This is a genomic window from Microbacterium sp. CGR1, from assembly GCF_051062835.1.
Lineage (GTDB): Bacteria > Actinomycetota > Actinomycetes > Actinomycetales > Microbacteriaceae > Microbacterium.
In genome coordinates this window covers 2,141,067-2,159,271 of sequence record NZ_JAOTPG010000001.1, presented here as the reverse complement: position 1 = coordinate 2,159,271, position 18,205 = coordinate 2,141,067, and the positions used below count along the sequence as shown (strand labels likewise).

Below are 18,205 nucleotides of genomic sequence, written 5' to 3'. Positions count from 1 at the left end.
CTCAGGCGGATGCCGCCTGGCGCAGCCACCGTTCGACACCGGCGATATGCGCGGTCGCGAGCGACGTCGCGAGGCCCGAATCGCGGCGGGCGATGGCATCGGCGATCGCGCGGTGCTCCGACAGTGTGCGCTCGACCGCGCCGCCCTCGGTGAGCCCACGCCATACCCTCGCGCGCACGGTCTGGCTGCTCAGGTGCTCGATGAGACTCGCGAGGTAGGCATTGCCCGCCATGCCCACGATCTCGCGGTGGAAGCGGATGTCGTGCTCGACGAGCTCCTCGATGCTCACCGTCGCGTCGATCGAGTCGACCTCGCGTTCGAGCTCGGCGATCGCGTCGTCGTCGCCGAGGGTGGCGGCGAGGCCCGTGGCCTGCGACTCGAGCATCCGTCGCACGGCGAAGATCTCGAGCATGGAGTCGTCGTCGTGCATGTCGACGACGAACGAGATCGCCTCGAGCAGCAGGTGCGGTTCGAGGCTCGTGACGTAGGTGCCGTCGCCGCGGCGCACGTCGAGCACGCGGATCACCTCGAGTGCCTTGACGGCCTCGCGCATCGAGTTGCGCGACAGGCCGAGGCGCTCGGACAGCTCCTTCTCGGGAGGGAGTCGATCGCCCGGGGCCAGCTCGCCGGACACGATCATCGCTTTGATCTTCTCGATCGCCTCGTCAGTCACTGCCATGGCGTCATCCTAGCCATTCATCGGATGTCTGCGGCAGGATGGGGGCATGCGTGTACTCGATTCGCACCTGCACCTCTGGGATCCCGAGCTTCTGCACTACGCCTGGCTCGAGGGTCCTCTTGCCTGGCTGTTCGGTGCGACCGAGCTCGAGCACTCCCGCATCGTGCGTGCGACGACTGAGAAGGCTGTGTTCGTGCAGGCCGAGACGGTCGAGGACGACTTCCTCGACGAGGTGCGCTGGGTCGCTTCTCTCGCCGACCGTGTCGGTGTCGTAGGCATCGTCGCCGGCGCGAGGCTCGACCGCGGCACCGACACGACAGCGCACCTCGAAGGGCTCGCCGCCGAGCCGCTCGTCGTCGGTGTGCGTCACAACCTGCAGGGCGAGCCGGACGGCCTCGCGGTGTCTGCCGCGTTCGTGACCGGTGCGCGCGAGGTCGCTGCCCGGAACTGGTCGTTCGACGCGTGCGTGCGGGCCTCGCAACTGCCCGAGATCGCCCGCCTCGCGGGGGCCGTGCCCGAGCTGCGGATGGTGCTCGATCATCTCGGCAAGCCGGAGGTCGGTACGGCGGATGCTCCGGTCGCGCCGACGATGGAGTGGGTGCGCGATCTCGACGATCTGGCACGGCATCCGCACGTGTGGTGCAAGCTGTCGGGCCTGCCGGGCGAAGCGGGTGGCGACTGGTCGCCGGAGCAGCTCGAGCCGTTTCTCGACGCCGCGGCGGATGCGTTCGGCGTCGAGAAGCTGATGTGGGGGAGTGATTGGCCGGTCTCGGTGATCGGACCCGCGGAGGAGGGCGACCCGTACGCTCCGGAGGACGGCTCGCCGGCGTATCAGCCGACGGCGCGCAGCCGGTGGGCCGACACCGTGATCGCCTGGGCAGAGCAGCGCGGGCACGACGTCGATGCGATCCTGTGGCGCAATGCCGAGGAGTTCTACCGGGTCGGTCAGCGGCCCACGCGCGAGGACACGCGGGAGGAGCGGCCGCGCCGCGGCATCCTGGGCTGGCTGCGGGGCGAGCGCCCGTAGACGGGGTCGCGGTCGACGCAGCCAGCCGGATGTGGCGGCTCGGCTCGATGCTGCGAGTCAGCCGGCTGGGCGCAGGCGCAGCTGTGCCATGCCGCCGTCGACCTCGATGAACGTACCGGTGGTGGATCCCGCCGCGGGGCTCACGAGATAGGCGACAGCCGCGGCGACCTCGTCGGGAGAGACCAGGCGGCCGTGCGGCTGGCGGGCCTCGAGTGCGGCGCGTTCGGCGGCCGGATCGTCGGCCGAGTCGAGCAGGCGTCCGACCCAGGGGGTGTCGGCGGTGCCGGGGTTCACGGCGTTCACGCGGATGCCCTCGCGCAAGTGATCGGCCGCCATGGCGCGCGTTAGGGCAGAGACGGCGCCCTTCGACGCGCTGTAGAGGGCGCGCTGAGGCAGACCTGTCGATGACGCGATGGATGCCGTGTTGCAGACGGCCGCGCTCGGCGACTTCTTGAGCCACGGCAGTGCCGCCGAGGTGACGCGGGCGATGCCGGTGACGTTGATCGAGAGCACCCGGGCCCACTCATCGTCGTCGTTGGCGCTGATGTCGCCCTGCGCGCCGACCCCGGCGTTGTTCACCACGATGTCGATGCGGCCGAACTTCTCGGCGACGGCCGCGACGGCGGCATCCACCGACGCACGGTCGGACACGTCGGCCGTGAACGCGGCGAACGCGGCATCCGCCCCCGAGGTGTCGCGGTCGAGCACCGCGATCTGGGCGCCGTCGGCGTGCAGGCGGGCGGCGATGGCGGCCCCGATGCCGGATGCTCCGCCGGTGACGATCGCGACGAGTCCGTCGAGTGCAGTGCTCACTTCTGTGCCTCCCATGCCACGAACTCCTGGCGCTGGTGCCCGAGTCCTTCGATCTCGATCTCGACGACGTCGCCAGCCCGCAGGTAGGGGAACTTGCCTCCGAATGCGACGCCCTGCGGGGTGCCGGTGAGGATCAGGTCGCCCGGCTCGAGGGTGACGTACTGCGACAAGTGGTGCACGATCACGCGCACGTCGAAGATCATGTCGTCGGTGTTCGAGTCCTGACGGGGCTCGCCATTGACCCAGCTGCGCAGCCGCAGGTCGTCGACGTCGACCTCGTCGGGGGTGACCAGCCACGGGCCGGTCGGGTTGAATCCCGGGGCGATCTTGCCCTTCGACCACTGCCCGCCCGAGACCTCCATCTGGAAGGCGCGCTCCGAGACGTCGTTCGCCACGACGTAGCCGGCGATGTGCGCCTCGGCCTGTTCCGGCGAATCGAGGTACGCGGCGCGGGCGCCGATGACGACGCCGAGCTCGACCTCCCAGTCGGTCTTCTCGCTGCCGCGGGGGATGGTGACCGCGTCGTTCGGGCCGACGACGGTGTTCGGAGTCTTCAGGAACATGATCGGCACGGTCGGCGGCTCGGAGCCGGACTCGCGGGCGTGCGCCGCGTAGTTCTGGCCGATGCAGATGACGGCGCTGGGGCGAGCGATCGGCGCTCCGATGCGCATCGCGGCGGCCTCGTCGAGCACGGGGAGCTCATCGGCGGCGCGGGCGGCTTCGACGCGCGCCCGGAAGTCGCCGGCGAGGAAATCACCGTTCACATCGGATGTCACTGCCCGCAGATCGAGATAGCGGTCGCCTTCGACGAGGACGGGGATCTCGGCACCGGGGGTGCCTAGACGTGCGAACTTCATGTCTCTCCTGATCAGTGAGGATGCCGGGTGAGAGGGGCGCGCCGGGGCGGGCCGTCTCGTTGACAGTATAGACATCGGATGTTTACACTCCAAGAGATCTGCACGGATATCCGTCCCGTGCCCGAGAGGAACCCGTGAGCCGCATCGTCGCCCTCGACACGACCGACATCCGCTTCCCCACGTCGCTGAGTCTGGACGGGTCGGATGCCATGAACCCCGACCCCGATTACTCGGCCGCGTACGTGATCGTGCGCACGGATGCCGAGGACGGCATCGACGGCCACGCCTTCGTCTTCACGATCGGCCGCGGCAACGACGTGCAGGTGGCTGCGATCGACGCGCTCGCAGGTCACCTGGTCGGCCGCGAGATCGAACCGCTGCTCGACGACATGGGCACGACGTTCCGCGACATCATCGGCGACTCGCAGCTGCGGTGGCTGGGCCCCGAGAAGGGCGTCATGCACATGGCCATCGGTGCGGTGATCAACGCGCTGTGGGACATCAAGGCCAAGCGTGCCGGCCTGCCGCTGTGGCAGCTGCTCGCGCGGATGACACCGGAGGAACTCGTCGGACTCGTCGACTTCCGCTACCTGACCAATGCGCTGACGCCCGACGATGCACTCGAGATCCTGCGTGCCGCCGAGCCCGGTCGACTCGAGCGGGAGCGCGAGCTGCTCGCCACCGGATACCCCGGATACACGACGAGCCCCGGCTGGCTCGGCTACTCCGACGAGAAGCTCGAGCGGCTCGCTCGCGAGGCGATGGCCGACGGCTTCACCCAGATCAAGCTCAAGGTCGGTGCCGACCTCGACGACGACATCCGCCGGTTCCGCAAGGCGCGCGAGGTCTGCGGACCCGACTTCCCGATCGCGATCGACGCGAACCAGCGCTGGGAGGTGTCGGAGGCGATCGAGTGGGTGAACGCGCTCGCCGAGTTCCACCCCGCCTGGATCGAGGAGCCCACGAGCCCTGACGACGTGCTGGGTCACGCCGAGATCGCGAGAGGCGTGGCGCCCATCCGCGTCGCCACCGGCGAGCACGCGCAGAACCGCGTGATCTTCAAGCAGCTGCTGCAGGCCGAGGCGATCTCGGTCATGCAGATCGACGCCGTGCGCGTCGCAGGCGTGAACGAGAACATCGCCAATCTGCTGCTCGCCGCGAAGTTCGGAGTCCCGGTCTGCCCGCACGCCGGAGGTGTCGGTCTGTGCGAGGCCGTGCAGCACCTGTCGATGTTCGACTTCGTCGCCGTCACCGGCACGCGCGAGGGGCGGATGATCGAGTTCGTCGACCACCTGCACGAGCACTTCGTGATCCCCACCGACATCCAGGGCGGCTCGTACATGGCACCGACCGTCGCGGGTTCGGGCATGGAGATGAAGGCCGAGAGCATCGCCGCCTACACGTGGACGGGTCAGCATGTCGGCGCCTGAGTCTTCGGCGGCGTCCACGCGACTGACGGTCCCCCGTCTCGGGTACGGCGCCGCGAACGTCGGAAACCTCTTCCGCGAGCTGAGCGACGACGAGTCGTGGGCCGTGCTGGATGCGGCGTGGGACAGCGGCATCCGTTACTTCGACACGGCTCCGCACTATGGGCTCGGGCTCTCGGAACGGCGCCTCGGAGCCTTCCTGCAGACCAAGCCACGAGACGAGTACGTGTTGTCGACCAAGGTCGGAAGGCTGCTGCGGCCGAACCCCGAGCACGACGGCGGCCTCGACACCGCGAACGACTTCCACGTGCCCGACGACCTGCAGCGGGTGTGGGACTTCTCGGCATCCGGGATCAGCGCGAGCCTCGACGAGTCGCGCGAGCGCCTCGGCATCGAGCGCATCGACCTGCTCTACCTGCACGACCCCGAGCGTCACGACCTCGATCTCGCGCTCGCCGAGGCCCTGCCGGCCCTCGAGCAGCTGCGGGCCGACGGCCAGGTCGCCGCAGTCGGGATCGGGTCGATGGTGTCGGACGCACTCGCCGCCTGTGTGCGCTCGGCCGACCTCGACCTGATCATGGTCGCGGGGCGATACACGCTGCTCGAGCAGCCCGCCGCTGCCGACGTGCTGCCCGCCTGTCGGGAGACCGGCACCGGCATCGTCGCGGCATCCGTCTTCAACTCCGGGCTGCTCGCGTCGAACGAACCCCGTCGGGACGGTCGGTACGAGTACGGACAGCTGCCGGACGAGCTCTGGGAGAGGCTGCTGCGCATCGCGCGGGTCTGCGCCGAGCATGGCGTGCCGCTGCCCGCCGCAGCCATCCAGTTCCCGCTGCAGTCCGCCGATGCGGTGCGGTCGGTCGTCGTCGGGGGGAGCCGCCCGGCGCAGCTGACGCAGAACGCCGAGTACGCGGCGCTCGAGATCCCCGGTGCGCTGTGGGAGGAGCTCGCCGCGGAGGGGCTGATTCCGGCCTGAGCCGGGCCGCGCGTCAGCGGCCGACGGTCGACTCCCGGACCACGAGCTCGGCGGCGAACGGCGTCGGCGCGGGGAGGTCGGCGGTGGGATCGGTGAGCTGCCGGATCAGGGCGGCGCCCGCCGCGCGGCCGATCTCGTACCCGGGCTGCCGCACGCTCGTGAGCGGCACGACGGTCTGATGCGCCTGCGCGACGTCGTCGAAGCCGACCAGCGCGATCTCCTCCGGAACGCGGATCCCCTCGCGCAGCAGTCGGGTGAGCACCCCGATCGCGACCATGTCGTTCGCGGCGAAGATCGCGTCGGGGCGGTCGGCGGCGCGAGACGCGACGATTCTTTCGGCGATCTCCAGGCCGTCCTCCGTCGTCAGATGCGGCACGTCGAACACGTCGACCGTGGCGTCGGTGCCCACGACGGCGTCGCGCAGACCCTGCAGGCGGTCGTTCGACTGGCTGACGCTCGGAGACCCGAGGAACAGGATGCGGCGACGGCCGATCGACAGCAGATGCTCGCCGGCGAGACGCCCGCCGCCGCGGTCGTCGAAGAGCACGGATCCGACGGTCGGTGAGTCGGGGATGGGACCGACGACGACCGAGCGGATGCCGCGCTCCGCGAGCTGTTCGAGCCGGGGCACGACGTCTTCGAGGGGATAGATCACGATGCCCTGCACCCGGTGCGCCTCGAACATGTCGATGTTGCGGCGCTCGGTGCCGGCGTCGCGATTGCTGTTGCTGAAGAAGAGCGACCACCCGCCCTCGCGCGCCACGTCCTCGACGCCGCGGGAGAGCTCGTGGAAGTACGGCAGCCACGCGTCGAGCAGGATCAGCGCGAGCGCCTTGCTGGAGCCTGCCCGCAGCTGCCGGGCCGATTCGTTGGGGACATAGCCCAGCTGCTCGATCGCATCCCTGACCTTCGAGGCGCTGGACTCCCCGAGCACGTGCGGATGGTTCAGATAGTTGGAGACGGTCGACGACGACACCCCGGCGAGGGCTGCGACATCTTTGACGCTGGCTGGCATGGAGCTCCCTGTGGACTGCGGTGCGCGGGTACGGATGCGCACGTGCGCGAACCCTGCTGCTCGACCGCGCGGTGCTGGCGTGTCCACAGTAGCCGAGCAATTGGCACGTGCCAAGAAAGTTCTTGACACGGTCATCCGACCCCGCGTACCGTGACCTGAACGCAGACTTGGCACGTGCCAAATTGCAGAGGCGATGGTGCCCCACACCCGTCTCCGAGAGGCCCCATGAATATCGGATGCCACGGGCTCGTCTGGACCGGACACTTCGACGCCGACGGCATCCGTCTGTCGGTGGAGAAGACGAAGGCGGCAGGATTCGACCTCATCGAGTTCCCGCTCATGGACCCGTTCTCGTTCGACGTCGCTGCAGCGAAGGACTCGCTCGAAGAGCACGATCTCGCGGTCAGCGCCTCGCTGGGACTGTCGGACGCCACGGACGTGACGAGCTCTGATCCGGCCGTCGCCGCGGCGGGGGAGGCCCTCCTGCTCAAGGCGGTCGACGTGCTCGCCGACCTCGGAGGACAGCACTTCTGCGGTGTGATCTACAGCGCCATGAAGAAGTACATGGACCCGGTCACACCCGAAGGCCTCGAGAGCAGCCGCCGCACGATCGCCCGCGTCGCCGACCATGCCGCCGAACGAGGCGTCTCGGTCTCGCTCGAGGTCGTCAACCGCTACGAGACGAACGTGCTGAACACCGCCCGACAGGCTCTCGCCTACCTCGCCGAGGTCGATCGGCCGAACCTCGGCATCCACCTCGACACGTACCACATGAACATCGAGGAGTCGGACATGTTCGCCCCGGTCCTCGACGCCGCCCCGTCGCTGCGCTACGTGCACATCGGCGAGAGCCACCGCGGATATCTCGGCACGGGAACCGTCGACTTCGACAACTTCTTCAAGGCGCTGGGGCGCATCGGATACGACGGCCCGATCGTGTTCGAGTCGTTCTCGTCGGCGGTGGTCGCTCCCGACCTCAGCCGGATGCTGGGGATCTGGCGCAACCTCTGGACCGACAATATCGAGCTCGGGGCGCACGCCAACGCATACATCCGCGACAAGCTCGTCGCGGTCGACTCGATCCGGCTGCACTGAGCCCGCTCCTCGCCGGAAGAGCCGACCTGTGGCCAACTTGTTATTACAGGTCTTCCCTTCGGAAGAAGTCTTAGTTACATTTAGATACAACTTGCGCAGGGTGGGGCGCAGGCCGCAGAATTGATCCGATGTTTACGGGCCCGACCGGAAATGTCAGATAACGACCTTCAAGGAAGCAGGTGAGCACATGAGTGACCCCATTCTCAGAGTCGAGGGGATCAGCAAGGGATTCCCCGGTGTGCAGGCTCTCAAGGATGTGCACCTCGAGGTGCGTGCCGGTGAGGTGCTGGTGCTCGTGGGCGAGAACGGCGCGGGCAAGTCGACTCTCATGAAGATCCTCTCGGGGATCTACACGAAGGACGAGGGCACGATCACGTTCGAGGGCCAGGAGGTCGAGCTCACCAGCCCGTTGCAGGCGCAGCAGCTCGGGATCACGATCATCCACCAGGAACTCAACCTGATGCCCGATCTCACCGTGGCGCAGAACATCTTCGTGGGCCGCGAACCCACGACCGGACCGTTCCTCTCCGAGCGCAAGCTCAATGCGCAGACCGCCGAGCTGCTGCAGCGACTGGGTATCCGGGTGAACCCGCGACAGCTCGTCGGCGAGCTCACCGTGGCCGAGCAGCAGATGGTCGAGATCGCCAAGGCGCTCTCGTTCAACGCCAAGGTCCTCATCATGGATGAGCCGACCTCGGCACTCACCGACTCCGAGACCGAGACCCTCTTCGTGCTCATCGAGCAGCTGCGGGCGTCGGGCACCGGCATCGTCTACATCTCGCACCGCATGGACGAGCTGCGGCGCCTCGCTGACCGTGTCACGGTGCTCCGGGACGGCACATACATCGGATCACTGGAGAAATCCGAGGTCAGCATCCCGAAGATCATCGAGATGATGGTCGGACGCGTGATCGACGAGGGAACCCGGCCGCAGGCCCGCGACCACATCAACGACCCGATCGTGCTCGACGTGCAGGGGCTCTCGACCAAGAACCTCCTGAAGGACGTCTCGTTCCAGTTGCACAAGGGCGAGATCCTCGGCTTCGCCGGCCTCATGGGGGCGGGCCGCACCGAGACGGCGCGGGCCATCATCGGCGCCGACCACCGCGACGGCGGCACGATCGCGATCGGCGGCGATCCCGTGCGCATCGGACAGCCGGCGGATGCCGTGAAGCACGGCCTCGGCTATCTCTCGGAGGACCGCAAGCTGCTGGGGCTCATGCTCGAGCAGGACGTGACGTTCAACACCGTGCTGGCCTCCCTCGGGTCGTACGCCAACGGCATCGGCTGGATGGGCGACAGCAAGGCGAAGAACCGCACGAAGGAGTACGTCCAGCAGCTGAGAGTCAAGACGCCCTCCGTGAACCAGGTCGTCAAGCTCCTCTCCGGAGGGAACCAGCAGAAGGTCGTCATCGCCCGATGGCTGATGCGCGACTGCGACATCCTCATCTTCGACGAGCCGACCCGAGGGATCGACGTCGGCGCGAAGGAAGAGATCTACCGCCTGATGCAGCAGCTCGCTGACCAGGGCAAATCCATCATCGTCATCTCGTCGGAACTGCCGGAGATCCTCCGCGTCGCGAACCGCATCGCGGTCTTCGCGAACGGTCGCATCACCGGAACCCTCCGCAACGAGGAAGCCAGCCAGGAGAAGATCATGCAACTCGCAGCCCACGGGGAGGAAGACTGATGAGCACCCCACAGCAGTCCGGATCGTCGACGACGACGATCATCCAGACGGCAGTCGACGAGAACACCGACAAGCGCGACATCGGCGGATTCCTCCGTCGTCAGCTCCAGCAGTCGCTGGCCTTCGGCACGCTGATCGTCCTGGTGATCTTCTTCTCGATCGCCAGCCCGAACTTCTTCACCTTCAGCAACATCGCCACGGTGCTGCTGTCGACCGCGGTCATCGGCATCCTCGCCCTCGGAACGACCTTCGTCATCATCACCGGCGGCATCGACCTCTCGATCGGAACCGGCATGGCGCTGTGCGCCGTGATGACGGGTGTGTTCGTGACGAACATGGGACTCCCCGTCTGGGTCGGCGTGATCGGCGGTGTCCTCACGGGTGTCCTGATGGGGCTCGTGAACGGCATCAACATCACCTTCCTCCGACTGCCCCCGTTCATCGCGACCCTCGCGATGATGATGATCGCCGGCGGACTCGCCCTCGTCATCTCGAACGTCTCGCCGATCTACTTCTCGACGTCGGCCCCCGACTTCAAGAAGATCGCGCTCGGCGTGATCATCCCCGGCATCCCGAACGCCGTGCTGATCACCGCGGTGGCTGCGATCATCGCCTGGCTGGTGTTGTCGAAGACGCTGCTCGGCCGCTACACGTTCGCGATCGGCTCAAACGAGGAGGCCACGCGCCTGTCGGGTGTGAACACCCGGCGCTGGACGATCCTCATCTACATGTTCGCGGGCGCCTTCACCGGCATCGCAGGCATCGTGATCGCCGCTCGCCTCGACTCCGCCCAGCCGCAGATCGGCACCGGATACGAACTGCAGGCGATCGCCGCCGTCATCATCGGCGGGACCTCGCTGCTCGGCGGACGAGGATCCATCCTCGGCACCGTGATCGGCGCGCTCATCATGAGCGTGCTCGTCAACGGCCTGCGCATCATGTCGATCCAGTCCGAATGGCAGAACATCGTCGTCGGCATCGTCGTGCTGCTGGCCGTGTTCCTCGACTCGCTGCGCAACCGCCAGCGCACCTGATCCCACAGATCTACACCCCCCACCACCACACAGAGAACAATGGAGTTTCCATGAAATTCGGCAAGAAGACCGCATTCGCGGCACTCGTGGCCGCATCCGCCCTCGTCTTCGCGGGCTGCGCCGGCGGCGGTGACGTCATCGAAGAAGGCAGCGGCGACGGATCGAGCGGCGACGGCGAGATGTACATCGCGCTCGTCTCGAAGGGCTTCCAGCACCAGTTCTGGCAGGCAGTCAAGCAGGGCGCTCAGGAGAAGGCGGACGAGCTCGGCGTGAAGATCACGTTCGAGGGCCCGGCCGCCGAGACCGAGATCGCCCAGCAGCTCGAGATGCTGACCACCGCGATCGACAAGAACCCGGATGCCATCGCCTACGCCGCCCTCGACCCCGAGGCGTGCGTCGCCCCGCTCGAGCAGGCGAAGTCGAAGGACATCCCGGTCGTCTACTTCGACGCCCCGTGCGACGGAGACGTCGGACTCAGCCTCTCGGCGACCGACAGCAAGGTCGCCGGCGCGCTCGCCGCAGAGCACATGGCCGAGCTGATCGGAGGCGAGGGCGAGGTCGCCATCGTCGGTCACTCGAACATCAACTCGACCGGTGTCGAGCGTCGTGACGGCTTCGTCGAGAAGATCGAGGCGGACTACCCCGACATCAAGATCGTCGACATCCAGTACGGTGACGGCGACCACCTGAAGTCGGCCGACATCGCCAAGACGCTGATCGCCGCCCACCCCGACCTCAAGGGCATCTACGGCACCAACGAGGGTTCGGCCATCGGCGTCGTGAACGCCGTGAACGAGCTCGGTCTCGAGAAGGGCAAGATCACGATCGTCGGCTTCGACTCCGGCGCCGCGCAGATCAACGCCATCAAGGACGGCACGATGGCCGGCGCGATCACGCAGGACCCGATCGGCATCGGCAAGCAGGTCGTCCAGGCGGCATACGACGCCGCGAACGGCGATGACGTCGACGAGTTCTACGACACCGGTTCGTACTGGTACGACAGCACGAACCTCGAGGATGAGAACATCGCAGCGGTCCTCTACCAGTGATCCGCTGATCTGACAGGAAGCCCCTCGCCTTCGGGCGGGGGGCTTCCCTCATGCCGGGTGCGGCCGGGTCAGATGCGGCGGAGGAAGGTCAGGATCGACGACGGCTCGACGATGAGCTGCTGCAGCGCCGCGTTGAACGGCACTCCCGCGGGGGCCGCGATGTGCGCCCGGAAGGCGGCCTCGTCGCGGTAGACCTCGTAGACGAAGAACCGATCGGGGTCGTCGACGAGGCGCGTCGCATCGAACACGACGTTGCCCTCCTCGGCGCGCACGACCTCGGCGAAGTCGCGCAGCAGCGCCGCCACCTCGTCGCCCTTCTCAGGACGGGCGGTGAAGACGGCGTGCAGGATGGTCGGCTCGGTCATGCGGACTCCTCGGGGATGGCGCGGGCTCGGATGCGGTTTCAGGACGTCAGGGTGAGCAGGCGGGCGGGGTTCGCGACCAGCATCCGCTCGACGACGTCGTCGCCGACGGCGGAGCGCAACCGCGGCAGGTAGCGCTCGCCGAGGTAGGCGAGTCCTGGCATGCCGCCGTAGGAGATGTACCGGGTGCGGCGGGCGACATCGCCGCCGAGCAGCACTCGGTCGCCCGCACCGAGTGCCACGACCTTCTCGGTCAGGGCGAGCAGCTCGGCATCCGACCGGGTGCGGGGGCGGGCGAAGCCGTCGTATCCCAGATACGCACCACGCTCGGCGAGCGAGGCGTGGAGCCCGGAGTCCGGGTCGCGGTCGGCATGCGCGAGCACGACGCGATCGGATGCCACGCCACGCGCCTCGAGCAGATCGAGGACTTCGTGGGCGGCGGTGCAGAACTCCAGGTGCACCATCACCGGCGCCCCGGTCGCGCGATGCGCCTCGGCGACCGCGAGCAGGGTCGTGTGCTCGAACGGGGTGATGCTCCAGTAGCCGACGCCGGCCTTGAGCATCCCTGCACGCACCGGCGAGCCGTCGGGCGCTGCGGCGCGGGGCACGTCCGGCGTCTCGAACACCAGTGCATCGTCGACCAGCATCCCCCGCGTCACCTCGGCGACGAACAGCTCGGTGAGGCGCTCGACGCTCCACACGCGCATCGGGTGGTCGTCGCCGTAGTGCGCCTCGCGATGGCGTCCCGTGGTCGCGACGACGTGCATCCCGGTGCCGTCGCTGACGCGTGCGACGGCCTCGGGGTCGCGCCCGAGCCCGAACGGAGTCGCGTCGACCATCGCCGCGAAGCCGCTGGCCTTCAGCAGCGCCGTCTCGCGACCCGAGAGGTCTTCGTCGTCGAGCTCGTCGCCGACCAGCAGCGGCGAGATCTGGAACAGGTGCTCGTGATAGTCCGTCGCCCCGAGCTGCGCAGGGTCGACGTCGCCGAGAACCGTGCGGACGACGGGCATCAGCGCACCGATTCGGCGGCTTCGGCGAGACGCTCGACGATCTCGGGGGTGAGGTCGATCTCGAACACGTCGGCGACGACCTGCGACCAGCCGTGGATGAAGTAGCGCCAGCCGTCGACCACATGCAGACCGCGCGCGGCCCCCTGGGCGCGGGCCTGATGCAGGAACTCCAGCGAGCCGCGGTAGTTGAACTCCCACACCCACGCGCCCTCGGGGAACACCACCTCGTCGGGCAGCGGCGAGCCCGGGCGGTCCTTGCCGAGGCCCGTGGCGTTCACGATCAGCGAGCCGGCGGGGGCCGCCGCGACGATCGCCGCAGCATCCTGCACCGTATCGGTGCGCACGTAGGTGATCAGTCCCTCGGGGGTGCCGTGCTGGCGGTGCACCTCGCGCAGGTGGTCGAGCTTGTCGTCGTCGCGGGCGGTCACGGTGATCCTGGCCGGAGCATCCGCTCGCTCCGCCAGCGCCCAGCTGAGCGCTGTGCCCGAGCCGCCGGCGCCGAGGATCACGACCTCGGCTCCGGTGCGGGTGAAGTGGTCGGCGGGGAGGAAGTCGTTCAGCGCGAGATCGACGGTGAGAGGATCCTTCGCGCGGCCGATCAGACGGTCGCCCCGCTTCGAGATGCTCGAGATCTCGGAGCACGAGACGGCGAACGGGTCGAGCTCGTCGAAGAGGTCGGATGCCGCGGCGAAGACGTTCATCTTGTGGGTGGTCACGAGAGCGCCTCGGTGGTCAGGGTCGTCGCGGATCTGCTCGACCATCGCGACGTACTGCTCAGGGGTCGCATCCATCGGCAGGTCGTGCCCGATGAGGTTCTCGGTGGGGAGGCCCAGAACCTCGGCCCATTTCGGGAACACCTTCATGATCGACGACGAGCCGGTGCTCACGCCGACGAAGCCCATGTAGCCGCCGGTCGCGGGAGCAGCGGGAGTCGCGGGCGTCTCGGTGATGGTCATCGCTGAGTCCTTCAGGGTCGGGGAGAGACGGGGTGAGCGGGCACGCGGCCCGCGAGGATGGCGAGCACATCGTCGAGAGACATCGAGCCCATGTTGTCGACGGCCTGCGTGGTCTGCGCACCGAGGTGCGGGGTGACGGTCACACGGTCGGCGAGGTCTGGCGCCAGCAGCGGGCTCGCGCTCGCCGCGGTGTCGCCGTCGAGGGTGTCGGCGGCGTATCCGCCGAGGCGTCCGTCGCGCAGAGCCCGCGCGAGCGCACGCTCGTCGACGAGATCGGGGCGGGCGGTGTTCACCAGGATCATCCCCGGACGGATGCTGTCGAGCCGCGCCGCATCGACGAGGGTCTGGCCGCCGGGGGCGTGCAGGGTGATCAGGTCGGCGGAGCGGAACAGCTCGTCGAGGTCGAACGGTTCGGCCCCTCGCTCGGCGACGATGTCGGCCGGCAGGAACGGATCGGCGGCGATCACGCGCGAGCCGAAGCCACCGAGGCGCCGGGCGACGCCCTGGCCGATCCGGCCGAATCCGACGATGCCGACGGTGGCGGCTCCGAGTTCGCGGCCGCGCCGCACAGCCCAGTCGCCGACCCGCACGCGGCGATCGCCGTCGGGGATGAAACGCAGAGCGGCGAGCATGAGTCCGACGGCGTGGTCGGCGACGGCATCCGCATTCGCACCGGGGGTGTTGGTCACCGGGATGCCGCGTCGCAGCGCCGCCGCGAGATCGACCGCCTCGGTGCCGACGCCGTAGCGCGCGACGACCCTGAGGTTCGGGGCGGCGGCGAGGTGCTCGTCGGTCACAGGACCCGTGCCGGCGATCCACCCCTCTGCCGCGGCGAGCAGCGGCGCGAGCTCGGTGAGTCCGTGATGCGCGGGTCCTCGGACGATCTCGTGGCCGGCCGCGTGCGCGCGCCCGACGAGATCGAGGTCGCCGTCTGAGAACGAGCGGCTGGTGGCGAGGATGACTCCCATCAGACGCCCCGGCCGGCGGGCGCCTGAGCGAACCAGGGCTCGAGCGCGGCGTAGGCGTCGACGAAGCGGCCGTGACGCTGCGCGTGCACGGCGTGCCGCCCGGCATCCGGGGTGAACTCCGCCGTCACCTCGCTGAGAGCCCTGGCCGCCGAGAAGTCGGCGAGCCCGAGTCCGACCGCCCCGGTGACCGCGGCGCCGAGGCTGTTGGCCTCTTCGACGATGGTGCGGCGGCGGATCGGCACGCCCCACACGTCGGCGAGGATGCCGAGCCAGGCGTCGCTCTGCGCCCCGCCGCCCACCGCGTCGATGCGGTCGATCACCGCTCCGGATTCGCGGAACGCCTGGATGCAGGTGAGCAGGTTGTACGCGACTCCCTCGAGCACCGCTCGCGTGAGGTGCGCGCGGGTGTGGTGGCGACCGAGGCCGACGAACGCGCCGCGGGCGTGCGGGTCCCACAGGGGAGAGCGCTCGCCGAGCAGGTAGGGGAGGAAGTAGAGGTCTTCGGTGTCGAGGTCGCCGCCGGCCTCGGCCGTCAGCCGCGCGGTGTCGGGGTGGGCGGGGTCAGGGGAGAGCGCCTCGGCGATCCACTGCACCGACGCGCCGCCGGCCTGCATGGTCGCGGTCGGCACGAAGGACCCGGGGACCACGTTGTCGAACGTCATGGTGCGCATCTGCGGGTCGTGCAGCGGGGTGAGGCTCGCGAACGAGATCCACGACGAGGTGCCGAGGCACACGTACGCGCCGTCCTCGGGGGCGACGATGCCCGAGCCCACAGCGGCGAGGGGTCCGTCTCCGCCGCCCATCACCACGCGCACGGACGCCGGAAGGCCCAGAGCATCCGCCGACGCGGTCGTGAGGGAGCCCGCGACGGTCGTCGATTCGAGGATCTCGGGGAAGAGGGCGGCGTCGAGTCCTGCCGCCGCGAGCACATCGGTCGACCAGGTGCCGCGCAGCTGGTCGTAGGCGTTCGTGCCCGAGGCGTCGGAGCGCTCGGTGGCGAGGCGTCCGGTGAGCCGGTAGACGATGTAATCCTTGGCGACGCAGAAGTGGCGCACGCGCGCCCACACCTCGGGCTCGTTGTCGCGCACCCACATGATCTTCTCGAGCGAGTAGGTGGGGTTCAGGCGGTGGCCGAGCACGCGGTAGGCGTCTTCCGCGCCGAGGTGCTGTTCGAGTGCGCGGGCCTGCGCTCCGGAGCGCGTGTCAGCCCAGATGATCGCGGGGCGCACCGGCTCGCCCTTCGCATCGAGCAGCACGGTGCCCATCATCTGGCCGCTGACGACGAGGCCTCCGATGGTCTCGGGCCCGACGCCGGCACGACCGATCAGCTGTCGGGTCGCCGAGACGACGGCATCCCACCAGTCCGCTGGGTCCTGCTCGGCGATGCCGCCCGCGGCGAAGTGCGCCGGGTAGGGGACGGTGACCGAGGTGACGAGGCGGCCGTCGTCGTGGTGCAGGGACGCCTTGTTGCCGGTCGTTCCCAGGTCGTGCGCGATCAGCATGGCCGGAGCCTATTCCGCGGAGGGGGTCGCGGAATAGGGGCGCAGGTCCACGCCCTCGGGCGCGCGATAGGCCCGTGAGCCCATCCCGTGCTCGAGGACCCAGCCGTAGTCGTGGCCGGCGCCGCCCGGGTACACCGCGAGGAACGCATAGGGCTCGTCGCCCGTGTTCACCGAGCGGTGGGCCCAGCCCGGCGGGATGTAGCCGATGGTGCCGGGAAGCATGTCGAGCCATTCTGTGCGCTCGCCGTCGAACATGAGCAGGCCGCCCCGACCCGTGAGGGCCAGGTAGATCTCACCCTGGTGGTTCGGATGCTGGTGGCCCTTGGTCATCCAGAGCTCACCCGAGGTGTCGCCGGGCATGATCGTGGTGATCGACTGCGGCAGCTCGCGGTCGACCTCGGGCACGGGCGAGCTGACCACGGTGTAGACCACGGGGTTGTCACCGGCGGATGCGGCGGCCCAGGCATCCGCGTCCAGGAACAGGCCTTCGAGGTCGGACATGCGCCGCGTGAGGGTCGGCCCCTCGGGCGAGAGCGTGAGCTTCTCGGCGTCGAACGCGATCGCCATCGGCGAGATCGGGGGCGTGTGGAACTGGGGCATCGGTGCTCCTCGTGCGGGTGCTGCGGCGCTGCGCAACCTGTAATGACAAGTTGAGTATACCTGTTATGACAAGTGGCGTCCAGTGCTCGGATGTGCAGGAGTGCGAGCGCGGGTGCGGGTTGACGGAATCTCAGGATGCTGCGCGCAGCGTCCGGGCGAGGTGGGCGCGGCCGTCGCTGATCGCCTCGGCTGTCACCTTCGCGACCCCCGGATACTCGGCATGGCCCGCCGGGAGAACGGCGAGCTCGAGCATCCGTGCCGCGTTCGCGACGCCGAACTGTCCGGGCGGCGGCACGTACGGGTCCCACAGGGCCGCCTCGACGCGCACAGGAACGCGGGCGAAGCCGAGGGCCGTCGAGGCGTCGAACCAGCGCAGCACCTCGCGGGCCTCCGGATGCGCGGCGACGTGGTCGCGCACGGTCTCGCCGCTGCCGACGCAGTGCACCGCGAGACGCTCGTCGTACTGCCCGAAGCTCGGCACGATGATGGTGGCCCCGATGAAACGCTCGTCCCAGGGCAGGGCGAGCGCGCCGATGCCGCCGCCGAAGCTCTCGCCGACGTAGTAGAGCGGCAGGGGCCCGACGAGGGTGGTGAGAGCATCCGCTGCGAGCCAGAGATCGCGGGCGCAGAGGCCCAGCACGTAGGAGTCCGGACTCTCGATCCCGGCCAGCACGTGCTCGGCCTGGAGCTCGGGGGCGCCGATGCCCGTGTTCAGGGTGGGCAGCCCGCGGGCGACGGGGAAGATCGCCGCCGCATCGTCGGGCACCCTGGCCAGATCGATCGCATCGCGTCCTCCGTAGCCGTGGCTGTGCACGACGCCGACGCGCGCCGGGGCGGAGAGGGGCTCGACGAGCCAGGCCCGAAGGCGCGTGCCGTCGGCTCCCGCGTGCTCGATGACAGACACGCGCCGGCCGTGCGCGGTCTCGGCAGACAGCACGGTGGGTGCGGCATCCACCGCCTTGGCCTGCTCCCGCCAGCCCTGCCACCGTTCGGCGAAGCCGTCGGGTGCGGCGATCGGAGCGATCGCACGGAGGGTGTGCAGCGTGTGGCCGTAGCTCGCGTCGAACTCGGCGTCGGCGAACCAGGTGTCGTAGGGGGAGGGGAAGGGCATGACGAGACGACGCTACCGAATCCGCGCGCAGGCT

18 protein-coding genes are annotated in these 18,205 nt (G+C 68.9%); 7 read left to right on the top strand and 11 right to left on the bottom strand.

The window, feature by feature from the left end; genetic code table 11:
• Position 1: 1 nt before the first annotated feature.
• Entirely contained in the window at positions 2–679 is a 678-nt protein-coding gene (locus tag OD997_RS10690; RefSeq protein ID WP_056512487.1) for a FadR/GntR family transcriptional regulator, read from the bottom strand.
• 46 nt (positions 680–725) lie between these two features.
• Here OD997_RS10690 and OD997_RS10685 point away from each other — a divergent pair, with 46 nt between their 5' ends.
• Positions 726–1,706, top strand: coding sequence for an amidohydrolase family protein (locus tag OD997_RS10685; RefSeq protein ID WP_434331548.1), 981 nt, complete (start codon positions 726–728; stop codon positions 1,704–1,706).
• Positions 1,707–1,763: 57 nt separating this feature from the next.
• Here OD997_RS10685 and OD997_RS10680 read toward each other — a convergent pair whose 3' ends face one another.
• The gene (locus tag OD997_RS10680) at positions 1,764–2,534 is read right to left on the bottom strand and encodes an SDR family NAD(P)-dependent oxidoreductase (RefSeq protein WP_434331547.1); all 771 of its coding nucleotides are present in this window, start codon (positions 2,532–2,534) and stop codon (positions 1,764–1,766) included.
• A complete protein-coding gene (locus tag OD997_RS10675; protein WP_434331546.1) occupies positions 2,516–3,376 on the bottom strand; it encodes a fumarylacetoacetate hydrolase family protein in 861 nt (286 codons plus the stop codon). The genes OD997_RS10680 and OD997_RS10675 overlap by 19 nt, the downstream gene beginning before the upstream one ends.
• 134 nt (positions 3,377–3,510) lie before the next feature.
• On the opposite strand from OD997_RS10675, the gene OD997_RS10670 reads away from it, so the two are divergent.
• Together OD997_RS10670 and OD997_RS10665 are read left to right on the top strand one after the other, a co-directional pair.
• A complete protein-coding gene (locus OD997_RS10670; RefSeq protein ID WP_434331545.1) occupies positions 3,511–4,806 on the top strand; it encodes an L-fuconate dehydratase in 1,296 nt (431 codons plus the stop codon).
• Positions 4,793–5,779 carry an aldo/keto reductase gene (locus tag OD997_RS10665; RefSeq protein WP_434331544.1) on the top strand — a complete coding sequence of 329 codons (987 nt, stop codon included), beginning with the start codon at positions 4,793–4,795 and terminating at the stop codon, positions 5,777–5,779. The genes OD997_RS10670 and OD997_RS10665 overlap by 14 nt, the downstream gene beginning before the upstream one ends.
• Before the next feature lie 13 nt (positions 5,780–5,792).
• On the opposite strand, the gene OD997_RS10660 is transcribed toward OD997_RS10665, so the two are convergent.
• Positions 5,793–6,794: a LacI family DNA-binding transcriptional regulator gene (locus tag OD997_RS10660; RefSeq protein ID WP_434331543.1), complete on the bottom strand. Its 1,002-nt coding sequence runs from the start codon at positions 6,792–6,794 to the stop codon at positions 5,793–5,795.
• Between the two features lie 225 nt (positions 6,795–7,019).
• Here OD997_RS10660 and OD997_RS10655 point away from each other — a divergent pair, with 225 nt between their 5' ends.
• The 4 genes from OD997_RS10655 to OD997_RS10640 all read left to right on the top strand — a co-directional run bounded on the left by OD997_RS10655 (position 7,020) and on the right by OD997_RS10640 (position 11,662).
• Complete coding sequence (locus OD997_RS10655; protein WP_434331542.1) at positions 7,020–7,889, top strand: sugar phosphate isomerase/epimerase family protein; 870 nt, start codon at positions 7,020–7,022, stop codon at positions 7,887–7,889.
• A 187-nt stretch (positions 7,890–8,076) separates the two neighbouring features.
• A complete protein-coding gene (locus tag OD997_RS10650) occupies positions 8,077–9,579 on the top strand; it encodes a sugar ABC transporter ATP-binding protein (RefSeq protein WP_056313862.1) in 1,503 nt (500 codons plus the stop codon).
• Entirely contained in the window at positions 9,579–10,613 is a 1,035-nt protein-coding gene (locus tag OD997_RS10645) for an ABC transporter permease (protein ID WP_200933996.1), read from the top strand. The genes OD997_RS10650 and OD997_RS10645 overlap by 1 nt, the downstream gene beginning before the upstream one ends.
• Positions 10,614–10,663: 50 nt before the next feature.
• Positions 10,664–11,662 carry an ABC transporter substrate-binding protein gene (locus tag OD997_RS10640; RefSeq protein WP_434331541.1) on the top strand — a complete coding sequence of 333 codons (999 nt, stop codon included), beginning with the start codon at positions 10,664–10,666 and terminating at the stop codon, positions 11,660–11,662.
• 68 nt (positions 11,663–11,730) lie between these two features.
• Here OD997_RS10640 and OD997_RS10635 read toward each other — a convergent pair whose 3' ends face one another.
• From OD997_RS10635 to OD997_RS10605, 7 genes are all read right to left on the bottom strand, one after another.
• Positions 11,731–12,027: a putative quinol monooxygenase gene (locus OD997_RS10635; RefSeq protein WP_434331540.1), complete on the bottom strand. Its 297-nt coding sequence runs from the start codon at positions 12,025–12,027 to the stop codon at positions 11,731–11,733.
• A 38-nt stretch (positions 12,028–12,065) separates the two neighbouring features.
• Positions 12,066–13,034, bottom strand: a complete 969-nt coding sequence (locus OD997_RS10630) for a phosphotriesterase family protein (protein WP_434331539.1) — start codon at positions 13,032–13,034, stop codon at positions 12,066–12,068.
• Positions 13,034–13,990 carry a shikimate dehydrogenase family protein gene (locus tag OD997_RS10625; protein WP_434331538.1) on the bottom strand — a complete coding sequence of 319 codons (957 nt, stop codon included), beginning with the start codon at positions 13,988–13,990 and terminating at the stop codon, positions 13,034–13,036. The genes OD997_RS10630 and OD997_RS10625 overlap by 1 nt, the downstream gene beginning before the upstream one ends.
• Before the next feature lie 11 nt (positions 13,991–14,001).
• Complete coding sequence (locus tag OD997_RS10620; protein ID WP_434331537.1) at positions 14,002–14,958, bottom strand: NAD(P)-dependent oxidoreductase; 957 nt, start codon at positions 14,956–14,958, stop codon at positions 14,002–14,004.
• Positions 14,958–16,460 (bottom strand): xylulokinase, encoded by a 1,503-nt coding sequence (gene xylB / locus OD997_RS10615; protein WP_434331536.1) that lies wholly within the window; start codon positions 16,458–16,460, stop codon positions 14,958–14,960. The genes OD997_RS10620 and xylB overlap by 1 nt, the downstream gene beginning before the upstream one ends.
• A gap of 9 nt (positions 16,461–16,469) precedes the next feature.
• Complete coding sequence (locus tag OD997_RS10610; RefSeq protein ID WP_434331535.1) at positions 16,470–17,060, bottom strand: glucose-6-phosphate isomerase family protein; 591 nt, start codon at positions 17,058–17,060, stop codon at positions 16,470–16,472.
• Positions 17,061–17,190: 130 nt separating this feature from the next.
• Positions 17,191–18,171, bottom strand: coding sequence for an acetylxylan esterase (locus tag OD997_RS10605; RefSeq protein WP_434331534.1), 981 nt, complete (start codon positions 18,169–18,171; stop codon positions 17,191–17,193).
• Positions 18,172–18,205 lie beyond the last annotated feature (34 nt).